This window comes from Streptomyces atratus, assembly GCF_040655115.1.
GTDB lineage: Bacteria > Actinomycetota > Actinomycetes > Streptomycetales > Streptomycetaceae > Streptomyces > Streptomyces atratus_D.
This window is the reverse complement of sequence record NZ_JBFAJH010000002.1, coordinates 35,258-44,887: the sequence shown is the minus strand read 5'-3', so window position 1 is coordinate 44,887 and position 9,630 is coordinate 35,258. Positions and strand designations below refer to the sequence as shown.

Below are 9,630 nucleotides of genomic sequence, written 5' to 3'. Positions count from 1 at the left end.
GTCGGAATACGTCGGATGCGTAGTCACATACGTAACAGAGAAAACCACAAGGCCTTCCCAAACAGGTCGTCAATTCTCATATAGTGGACGCAACTTGATTAGGAATTATCAACTCCGGTTGATCGCTTTCGCCCTTTCCCGTACTGAAGTGTCCGGATCCACCCCCTGTCCGTCACCGTCCGCCCCCTAGGACTCCGCTTGCGCCCCACATCCCGGCCGACCGCACCGGCCCTGTTGGTCTCGGCGGCTGTCAGCGGTTCCTGCTGTCGGTGGGCGGTCCTCGCCGCCCCCGCTTCGGCCCCCGGTTCGGCGAGAGCGGCCTCCCCAAGCGCACCCGGGGCCGTACCCTCGCCGCCGCCGAATCCCGTAACAGCGCCAACGGCGCCGCCGCGACCCCCCGGCGCCGTACTTCCGACCCCAAGGAACAGGCAGCCCGCTTCAGCAGCTTCCGCCAGGCAGTACGGCCCGATCCCCCGCACCCGGAAGGCAGCACCCGATGACCGCGACCACCGACGAGAAGCTCGACTGGCTGCTGGAGGGGCTCCTGGAGCGCACCCCCGGCACCCGGCACGCCCTCGTCCTGTCCAGGGACGGCCTCAAGCTCTGCCGTACCCCCGAGCTCTCCGTCGACCAGGCCGACCAGCTGGCCGCGATCTCGGCCGGCATCCAGAGCCTGTCGCACGGCGCCTCCGTCGAGTTCGGTGACGGCACCGGCGGCGTACGGTCCGCGATGGCCGAGTTCTACGGCGGCGTGCTGTTCATCGTCGAGGCGGGCGCCGGCGCCCATCTCGCGGTCGTCGCATCGGAGGACTCCGACGTCGGCCTCATCGGCCACAACATGAGCGAACTCGTCGAGCAGCTCGGCGAACACCTCAGCGCCCCGCCGCGCTCCCCCGAAGCACCGTCCGACGCCACCACAGCCGCCGACGCGACCGCGGCCGTATGACCCGCCCCCGCCCCGGCCGGGACGACGCCCCGGACCGGCTGTACACCCTCACCGGTGGCCGCAGCCGGTCCGATTCGAACGCGTTCGCCCTGGTGACGCTGGTGGTCTCCGAATGCGAGCCGGCCCCCGGCATGCAGTCGGAACACGTCACGATCCTGCGGATGTGCCAGAGCCCCACCGCGGTCGTCGAGATCGCGGCGGAGCTCGGACTGCCCGTCAGCATCGTCCGGATCATGCTGTCCGACCTGCTGGACACAGGCCGGATCAGTGCCCGTCACCCCCGTACCGCCCGTGTCGCGGACCGGCTCCCCGACCCCGACATCCTGGAACAGGTGCTCGTTGGACTCCGCAACCTCTGACCGTGCCGCCCTGCAGGCGACGGCCGACAACGGACTGAAGATCGTCGTCGTCGGCGGCTTCGGGGTCGGCAAGACCACCATGGTCCGCTCCGTCAGCGAGATCCGTCCGCTGAACACGGAAGAGACCATGACCCGCGCGGGCGAGGCCGTCGACCACCTCGACGGTGTGCAGTCGAAGACGTCCACGACCGTCGCCTTCGACTTCGGCCGGGTCTCCCTCGACGAACGCTCGGTGCTGTACCTCTTCGGCGCCCCCGGTCAGGAACGCTTCTGGTTGCTGTGGGACCGGCTGTTCTCGGGCACGCTCGGCGCCGTCGTCCTCGTCGACACCCGCCGGCTCGCCGACTCCTGGTACGCGATCGACCGCCTGGAGCACCACGGCACGCCGTTCATCGTGGCGTGCAACGACTTCGGCGGCCCGCTCCACACCGAACAGCAGATACGTGAGGCGCTCGACCTCTCGGACGACGTGCCCCTGGTGGAGTGCGACGCCCGGGACCGCTCGTCCAGCAAGTACGTACTGATCACCCTGGTCGAGCACCTCCGTGCCCTCGCGCTCGGCAAAGCGTCCGCCCCGTCCGCCACCCGTCCGGAGACCACGGTGGAGAAGACTCCGGAGCCCACCCCGTGACCCGGCCCCCGACGCCGCCTTCCGGCTGTCCCGGGGCCCACGGCCCGCACGTGTGTCCGGGCGCGGCGCTGTCCCGGCTGGAGGCGGGGTGGCACTGCCCGCGCGGTACGAGCGGTTCCCGGAACTGGAGCTCGCTGTCCCGGCCTCTGAGCCGCGGAACAAGCCGATCGTCACCCGGAACGACCTGTACGGACTGCCGGTCGAACTGGGCTGCCCCCGCCATCCGGAGTGGTCCACACGCCGGAGCGGGTGTCTCATCCGACGGACACGACGCTCGACCGTGCCCATGAGGTACTACGCTCCGGTTCGTGGCCGATATCCAGATTCCCGCTGACATCAAGCCCTCCGACGGACGCTTCGGCGCCGGTCCTTCCAAGGTGCGGACGGAGGCGCTCGACGCGCTGGCCGCCACCGGAACGTCTCTTCTCGGTACGTCCCACCGCCAGGCCCCGGTCAAGAACCTGGTCGGCTCGGTGCGTCAGGGTGTACGCGACCTCTTCTCCCTCCCCGAGGGCTACGAGGTGATCCTGGGCAACGGCGGCTCCACCGCCTTCTGGGACATCGCGACGCACGGACTCATCGAGACGAAGTCCCAGCACCTCACCTTCGGCGAGTTCTCGTCGAAGTTCGCGAAGGCCGCCAAGCTCGCCCCGTGGCTGGCCGACCCGACCGTGATCGCCTCCGACCCGGGCACCCACCCGGAGCCGAGCGCCGAGGCGGGCATCGATGTCTACGCGTTCACGCACAACGAGACCTCGACCGGTGTCGCCGCGCCGGTCAAGCGTGTCGCGGGCGCCGACGAGGGCTCCCTGGTCCTGGTGGACGCCACCTCCGGCGCGGGCGGCCTGCCGGTCGACATCACCGAGTCGGACGTCTACTACTTCGCCCCGCAGAAGTCCTTCGCCTCCGACGGCGGCCTCTGGATCGGCGTCTTCTCGCCGGCCGCCTTGGAACGCGCCGCGCGCATCCACGCGTCGGGCCGCCACATCCCGGAGTTCTTCAGCCTGCCCACGGCGATCGACAACTCGCTGAAGAACCAGACGTACAACACCCCGGCCCTGGCCACGCTCTTCCTTCTGAACGAGCAGCTGAACTGGCTGAACACCCAGGGCGGCCTGGACTTCTCGGTCCGCCGCACGGCCACCTCGGCGCGGAACCTGTACGGCTGGGCGGAGGAGTCCAAGTACGCGACCCCGTTCGTCACCGACCCGGCGAAGCGCTCGCAGGTGATCGGCACGATCGACTTCGCGGACGAGATCGACGCCTCGGCCGTCGCCAAGGTGCTGCGCGCCAACGGCATCGTCGACACCGAGCCGTACCGCAAGCTGGGCCGCAACCAGCTGCGCGTGGCGATGTTCCCGGCGATCGACCCGTCGGACGTGCTCGCCCTGACGGCCTGCATCGACTACGTGATCGACAAGCTGTAGCAGTTACGCGCACGAGACGGCCCTGCACACGTGATGCGTGCAGGGCCGTTTCTGCTTCACTCGACCAGGTGGCGGACCGCCTGCGGGACCAAGACGGGTGCACCGCCCTACGATGATGTTCTCGACACCAGCCATTCCAGGAGGCCCGCAATGTCTGCAGCAGCAGTCGAGCACCCCTGTGACGGTGAGCCGGAATCCCAGCTCGAGACGGCCAACAGGCTCATGGAGCAGCTTCCGGGTCACCGCGTCGAGATCATCGGAGGCGTCATCACCGTGGCCCCACCCCCGGATGGCCCGCACGCCCGTGCTCTGACCAAGCTCATGCGGCCTTTCATCACGGCTGGGCTCGATGACGAGGATTCGGAAGTCCTTCAGGGAATCGGTCTGTGGCTGCCCGGCGGGCCAGAGGACTACGCCATCCCGGACCTGGCCCTCGTCGACGCCGATTTTGACGAGCATCTGGTCGAGAACAACTGCTACGACCCGGCCGTGTTCCGCCTCGTACTGGAGGTCACCTCCAGCAACTACAAGAACGATCTCCGCAACAAGGTCGCCGCGTACGCCGAAGCCAAGATCCCGGTCTACGTGATCGTCGACCGCAAACACAGCCGGGTCCACGTCCTGACCGACCCCGTCGGTGGTGAGTACGACAGCCATGAGATCTACGCGCCGGGCCAGACAGCTGAGCTGCCCGGCTCGATCGGCGCTGAGGTGACCCTCGACGTGGCCTACATGGTGAAGGCCGGACAGCGCCGCGGGTAACCGCCTGTCAGTGCCGGCTGCCACGTTCCCGGCCATGACGAAGACCGTGCCGTACACCGGCGGCGGGAAGGAATCCCTGCACATCGCCCTCGACCGGCACCGTGACGCGGTGCCTGACCGACCCCGTCGGTGGTGAGTACGACAGCCATCAGGTGTACGCCCCCGGCCAACAGGTCACGCTTCCCGCCTCCATCGGCGCCGAGGTCACCCTCGACGTCACGGATCTGCTCAAGGCCGGGCAGTCCCGGAAGTGATCTCCTCGCGGTGCCACAGCCGCTCCCCGTCCTCCCACTCCTCGGTGGGGACGAGTCCCGCCGCCGCGGCCACCGCGGCGGACGCGGTGTGGTCGGGGTGGATGTGTGCGACGACCGTACGGACCGTGCCCCCGGTCAGCAGGTGCGCCACCAGTCCGGCCGCCGCTTCCTTCGCGTAGCCCAGGCCCTGCCACTCGGTGCCGACGACCCAGGCGATCTCGGCCCGGGGGCCCGCCACCGTGGCCTGGACCCAGCCCACGAGACGACCGTCGGCGCGTACCCGGAGTACCCAGTTCCACCAGTGTTCGGCAGGGTCGGGCGAGCCGGCTTCCCAGCGGGTGTAGCGGGCCCGGAGGGTGTCCAGGTCCTCCGGGGCGCCGCCCGTGTACGTGTGCAGGGCCGGGTCGTCCAGCACCACCGTCATCTCGTCCGCGTACGCGACCCGCAACGGCAGTGCGTCGAGCCGCTCGGTAAAGAAGGCCTCGGGCCCGTGATACGTCATAGCGCCCGACCCTACGTGCGGCGCGTCACCGGACGGCCCCGGGACGTGCGCCGATGGGGTCGGGCACGGTCGCTCAGCCGCGCTTGCGGCGCCGGTTCATGAGGACGAGTGCGCCCACGGCGGCGAGCACCACCGCTCCGACCAGGGTGCTGCCCTGCACCTCGCTGCCGCCCCCGCCCGTCCCACCGGCGGCCGACGCACCGCCGCCGTCCTTCGACGGCGACTTGGCGTCGCCGCCGTTCCTGTCCGCACCTGCGATGTCCACCCGCACCACCTCGCTCCGCGCGCCCTCCGAGCCGAACATCAGCGCCGAGCCGTCCGCCGTGTAGGTCACCGACTCGGACTGTCTCTGCAGCGGTGCCTGGACCGGGTGGTCGGCGCCGAGCCGCCCGTCCGTGAACGCGTAGCCACGGGCGCTGAAGTAGGACCGCAGCACCAGTTCGTTCCCGTCCGGCGAGAACGCCCCGTCCGTCACCCACGGCACCTCGCCGACCCGCCGGAACACGTTGGTCCGTCCGGTGGAGAGCTCGGCGGGGCCTTCGTACAGTCCGCCGCCGTCCTCGTTCTTCGACGCGATGTAGACCCGGCCGGTCTTCGGGTGGACCATCAGCGCCTCGGCGTTGCGCGCCCCGTCCGCGTACTTCACGTCGAACTGGGCCGCCCGGACCGTCGCGTTCTTCAGCACCTTCGGTTCCGGGAACCGGTAGATCCAGACGTGGTCCCAACTGCCGTTCAGGTTGTCACCGATGTCGCCGACGTACAGGTTGCCGTCGGGTCCGAGCGAGATCGCCTCCACGTCGCGCGGCGCGCCGACCCCGCGCATGGTGATCGTCGCGACGGTCTTCCCGGTCCGGGAGTCGACGGCGTAGACGTACGGCCCGTCCTCGCTGTCGTTGTGCGTCCAGTAGATGCCCGGGTGGGCGCGGCTCGCGGCGAGGCCGCTGGACTCGGTGATCCGGGGGTCCTCGATCGTGAAGCTGCGGTCGGCGGCCCCGTCGTCGGCCGTGGCCGGGGCGGCTGCCGCCCCGGCGAGGACGAGCAGCGCGGCGGCACCGGTGACTGTCAGATACGAACGCATGGACCAAGTGTCCATCGTCACGTCGCAGCCCCGCGCGTCGATCCGCCATGATGGCGCCATGCGTTTTCTGTTCGTCGGCGATTCCATGACCATCGGCCGCGCCGGCGACGTCACCTGGCGCTACCGCATGTGGCAACACCTCGAAGCGGCTTTCGACGGTCCGTACGAGATCGTCGGTCCGCGGACCGAGCTGTACGACACCACGACGGACACCCCGGTCTCGTACGCGTACGGCGCCCCGGATTTCCCCGCCCGGGCCCGCCGCCATCTGGCGGGCTGGGGCGAGGGGTGGCTGCACATGGCCCCGGTGATCGCGGACGCGGTCACCGCGACGCGTGCCGACGTGCTGCTCGTCTCGCTCGGCCTGATAGATCTCGGCTTCTACACGGACAGCGGACAGACCGCCGAGAACGCGCGCGCGTTCGTCGCGGCCGCCCGCATCGCCAACCCGCGCATCAAGGCCGTGCTCCTGCCGGTCATCCCGAACATACGGGCCGAGTCGGACGCCCCGTTCGCCGCCGAGTGCGACCGCTTCAACGAACTCCTCGCGAAGGCGGTCGCCGACCTCGACGAGCCGATGTCACCGATCCTGCTGGCGTCGCGCCCGGCCGGGTACGACATCCACACGGACACGTACGACGGCACGCACCCCGGTCCCACGGGCGAGCAGAAGCTGGCCGCGACGTTCGCCGACGCGATGCACCAGGCATGGGGCGTGGGCAGGCCGTACGCGGGCGGCGGCGCGCATACGTGACGCCCGGCCGTCCCGGTGCCCTCACTTTCCGGCGGGCCGGGCCCGCACATGCATCCGTTCGCCCTGCGGTCCGAACAGGCTGAGAATCTCGACCGGTTCCGGCCCCGCGCCGGCCCAGGCATGGGGCGTACGCGTGTCGAACTCGGCGACCTCCCCGGTGGTCAGTACGACATCGTGCTCGCCCAGCACCAGCCGCAGCCGCCCCGCCAGCACGTACAGCCACTCGTAGCCCTCGTGCACCCGCTGCTCCAGGGGCTCGGTCGCCCCTCGTCCGCCGGGCAGCACGATCTTGTACGCGTGGAGGCCGCCGAGGTGGCGGGTCAACGGCATGAATTTTCTGCCGTCGCGGGTGAAGGGGCGCAGATGGACGCGGGGGTCGCCGGTGGCGGGGGCGCCGACGAGTTCGTCGAGCGGGACCCCGTACGCCTTGGCCAGTGGCAGCAGCAGTTCCAGGGTGGGTCTGCGGCCGCCCGACTCCAGACGGGAGAGGGTACTGGCCGAGATCCCGGTCGTCTCGCTCAGCTGGGCGAGAGTCGTGCCGCGCTCCCGGCGCAGGGCTCTCAGGCGCGGCCCGACCCCGGTCAGGACGGCGGCGATCTCATCGCCCGCACCCGCACCCGCATCCGCCTTCGCTCCGTCTCCCATCTCCCCATTATTTCGCGGCACGGGAACGCGGTGGCGGTCAGGGCGAGCCGAGCATGGTCAGGGAGAGGCGCGTGAGCTCCTCGGTCAGCCAGTCGGGCGTGACCTGGCGGGGGCGGCGGGCGTGGTGGGCGAGGAGCTCCTCGACCGAGTGGGTCATCACCATGACGGCGACCCGCTGGTCGCCGTCGCCCACCTCACCCCGCTCGGCGGCACGTTCGGCCTCACAGGTCAGGAACTCGGACCACATCGTCCGCCACATCGCGAGATGGTCGTCGACGGCGCGGCTCACGCCCAGCGCCTCGACGAACGCCACCCGCGCGGCCCGCGGATCGGCGGTGACCCCGCGCACATAGGCGGCGAAGAGGCGGCGGAACCGTTCCTCCGTCGCACACTCCTCCATGCCGTCGGAGAGCATCGCCTCCTCGGACGCGCGCAGTCCGCTGGTCGCCACCTCGTCGTACAGCGCGATCAACAGCGCCTCCCGCGAGGTGAACTGCTGATGGAACGCGCGAATCGGCACGCGCGCCTCGGCGCAGAGTTGCTCGACGGTCGTGTGCGCGTAGCCGTACGCGGCGAACAGGTCCCGCCCTGCCCGCAGGAGCCGGCCACGCCACTGCGCCCGGTCCTCGGCGGTCACCGCGACCGGCTCGGCCGTGCCCGTTCCGCCGCTCATCAAGGCATCCACCACAGGTCCTCCTTCGTCGGCCTGAGTCGCTGTCATTGTCCTCGCTCCGCCCCGGCGACGGCGGATTCGCCACACCACGGACGGTGACGCACGGCCGTCTGCCGAAGCTCGTTGTCCGGCAAGGGAGTTGGGCGGACCGCCGGAGAGCGGCGTACGGGATCTTGTTCAGGTTTCGAACTGGGCGGCGGGCGGCTGCCCGCGGTGCGGCCCCGGTCCGACGGGCGGCAGTCCGCCGCGGGGTGGTGCAGTTCGCCCCTCGGGCAGTCCTCCGGGCCGCCCTGTCGGAGTCGTTCGCTAAGGTCTGCGGCCATGACTGACACCACTGCGGATGTCTGGCCCGAACCACCGATAGCCGGCACCGAGGCGGCGGCTGTCCTCGGCGCCCTCGAACGCCAGCGGGCCACCCTGGCCTGGAAGTGCTCCGGCCTGGACGGAGCCGGTCTGGACGCCACGGTCGGCGCGTCCGCCATCACGCTCGGAGGCCTGCTCAAGCACCTGGCCCACGTGGAGGACAGCCACTTCGCCCGGCTGTGGCTCGGCGCCCCCGTCGGCGCCCCCTGGGACGCCGTCGACTGGGACGCCACCCCCGACTGGGACTACCGCTCCGCCGCCGCGGACACCCCCGAGCAACTGCTCGCTCTCTGGCAGGAGTCCGTGGCCCGCTCGCGTGCCGTCGTCGACAAGGCCCTCACCGAGGGCGGCCTGGAACAGCTCGGCGCGTACACCACACGCGGCGGCGAACGCCCCAACCTCCGCCGCATCCTCCTCGACCTCGTCGAGGAGTACGCCCGTCACGCCGGCCACGCCGACCTCATCCGTGAGTCCGTCGATGGCCTCACGGGCGAGGATCCGGGGAGATGAGCCGCGGTTCCCCCCACGGGGAGACCGACGAGCGGTCGTTCCCGACCGGGGACGGCCGGATGCCACTGAACGGAGCAGGGACATGAACGACTCCGCCGGATTCAAGGACGTGCCCCCGACCACCCTCGCGGACCTGCTGGGCCGCGAGCAGGTCATGGACATCGGCATACGCCCGCTGTGGCCTTCGGCCCGGCGCGTGGCCGGGCCGGCGTTCACCGTGCGGTGCCCTCCGGGCGACAACCTCATGCTGCACGCGGCCGTCCACCGCGCGGAGCCCGGCTCGGTCGTCGTCGTCGAGGCGGGTGACATGGACTACGCCGTCGCCGGGGGGAATGTCTGCGCCGTCGCGCAGCGCCGGGGGATCGCAGCGTTCGTGGTGGACGGGGTGATCCGCGATCTCGCCGAGGTGCGCGAGATGGGCTTTCCCGTGTTCGCCAGGGGCGTGATCCCCTTCCCGGGGGTCAAGAAGGCCGTGGTGCCGCTGGGCGGGCAGGTGCGCTGCGGCGGGGTGATCGTGAACGCCGGGGATGTCGTGGTGGCCGACGAGGAGGGCGTGGTGGTCACTCCCCACGCCCGCCAGGAACAGGTACTCCGCGCCGCACAGGCGAAGTTGGCCAAGGAGGCCGACGAGTCCCTCGACGCGTGGGAGGCGGCGCACCGCTCCCGCATCGACAAGATCCTTGCCGAGAACGGCTTCGAGGGCTGACCACGTGGTTCCGGGCCGGC

Annotated in this window: 13 protein-coding genes and 2 pseudogenes; 11 read left to right on the top strand and 4 right to left on the bottom strand. The window is 70.6% G+C overall.

The features are described 5' to 3' along the window. Positions 1-299: 299 nt before the first annotated feature. The 8 genes and pseudogenes from AB0I23_RS03155 to AB0I23_RS03120 all read left to right on the top strand — a co-directional run. Positions 300-500, top strand: a pseudogene (locus AB0I23_RS03155) (ATP-binding protein); the annotation flags it as partial. Further along, positions 497-946: a roadblock/LC7 domain-containing protein gene (locus AB0I23_RS03150; RefSeq protein WP_359106351.1), complete on the top strand. Its 450-nt coding sequence runs from the start codon at positions 497-499 to the stop codon at positions 944-946. The pseudogene AB0I23_RS03155 and the gene AB0I23_RS03150, both read left to right, overlap by 4 nt. Beyond that, complete coding sequence (locus AB0I23_RS03145) at positions 943-1,305, top strand: DUF742 domain-containing protein (protein WP_359106349.1); 363 nt, start codon at positions 943-945, stop codon at positions 1,303-1,305. Before AB0I23_RS03150 ends, AB0I23_RS03145 begins: the two co-directional genes overlap by 4 nt. Further along, positions 1,286-1,936, top strand: coding sequence for a GTP-binding protein (locus AB0I23_RS03140; RefSeq protein WP_359106348.1), 651 nt, complete (start codon positions 1,286-1,288; stop codon positions 1,934-1,936). The genes AB0I23_RS03145 and AB0I23_RS03140 overlap by 20 nt, the downstream gene beginning before the upstream one ends. Before the next feature lie 35 nt (positions 1,937-1,971). Next, positions 1,972-2,147: pseudogene (locus AB0I23_RS03135) on the top strand (cytochrome P450); the annotation flags it as partial. Positions 2,148-2,244: 97 nt separating this feature from the next. Continuing rightward, positions 2,245-3,363 carry a phosphoserine transaminase gene (gene serC, locus AB0I23_RS03130; RefSeq protein WP_359106346.1) on the top strand — a complete coding sequence of 373 codons (1,119 nt, stop codon included), beginning with the start codon at positions 2,245-2,247 and terminating at the stop codon, positions 3,361-3,363. A 150-nt stretch (positions 3,364-3,513) separates the two neighbouring features. Next, positions 3,514-4,125 (top strand): Uma2 family endonuclease, encoded by a 612-nt coding sequence (locus AB0I23_RS03125; RefSeq protein ID WP_359106344.1) that lies wholly within the window; start codon positions 3,514-3,516, stop codon positions 4,123-4,125. 101 nt (positions 4,126-4,226) lie between these two features. Beyond that, positions 4,227-4,379, top strand: a complete 153-nt coding sequence (locus AB0I23_RS03120) for a hypothetical protein (RefSeq protein WP_359106342.1) — start codon at positions 4,227-4,229, stop codon at positions 4,377-4,379. On the opposite strand, the gene AB0I23_RS03115 is transcribed toward AB0I23_RS03120, so the two are convergent. Next, complete coding sequence (locus tag AB0I23_RS03115) at positions 4,354-4,881, bottom strand: GNAT family N-acetyltransferase (RefSeq protein ID WP_359106340.1); 528 nt, start codon at positions 4,879-4,881, stop codon at positions 4,354-4,356. The genes AB0I23_RS03120 and AB0I23_RS03115 overlap by 26 nt on opposite strands. Before the next feature lie 73 nt (positions 4,882-4,954). Continuing rightward, positions 4,955-5,959: a WD40 repeat domain-containing protein gene (locus AB0I23_RS03110; protein WP_359106339.1), complete on the bottom strand. Its 1,005-nt coding sequence runs from the start codon at positions 5,957-5,959 to the stop codon at positions 4,955-4,957. A gap of 58 nt (positions 5,960-6,017) precedes the next feature. Here AB0I23_RS03110 and AB0I23_RS03105 point away from each other — a divergent pair, with 58 nt between their 5' ends. Next, positions 6,018-6,713, top strand: coding sequence for a GDSL-type esterase/lipase family protein (locus AB0I23_RS03105; protein ID WP_359106337.1), 696 nt, complete (start codon positions 6,018-6,020; stop codon positions 6,711-6,713). Positions 6,714-6,734: 21 nt separating this feature from the next. Here AB0I23_RS03105 and AB0I23_RS03100 read toward each other — a convergent pair whose 3' ends face one another. Then, positions 6,735-7,358: a helix-turn-helix domain-containing protein gene (locus tag AB0I23_RS03100; protein WP_359106335.1), complete on the bottom strand. Its 624-nt coding sequence runs from the start codon at positions 7,356-7,358 to the stop codon at positions 6,735-6,737. A 37-nt stretch (positions 7,359-7,395) separates the two neighbouring features. After that, on the bottom strand, positions 7,396-8,046 hold the full coding sequence (locus AB0I23_RS03095) for a TetR/AcrR family transcriptional regulator (RefSeq protein ID WP_436846865.1): 651 nt from the start codon (positions 8,044-8,046) through the stop codon (positions 7,396-7,398). A 306-nt stretch (positions 8,047-8,352) separates the two neighbouring features. On the opposite strand from AB0I23_RS03095, the gene AB0I23_RS03090 reads away from it, so the two are divergent. Beyond that, positions 8,353-8,904 carry a DinB family protein gene (locus tag AB0I23_RS03090; protein WP_359106333.1) on the top strand — a complete coding sequence of 184 codons (552 nt, stop codon included), beginning with the start codon at positions 8,353-8,355 and terminating at the stop codon, positions 8,902-8,904. Positions 8,905-8,986: 82 nt separating this feature from the next. Beyond that, positions 8,987-9,610 carry an RraA family protein gene (locus AB0I23_RS03085; protein ID WP_359106331.1) on the top strand — a complete coding sequence of 208 codons (624 nt, stop codon included), beginning with the start codon at positions 8,987-8,989 and terminating at the stop codon, positions 9,608-9,610. Positions 9,611-9,630: the final 20 nt, after the last annotated feature.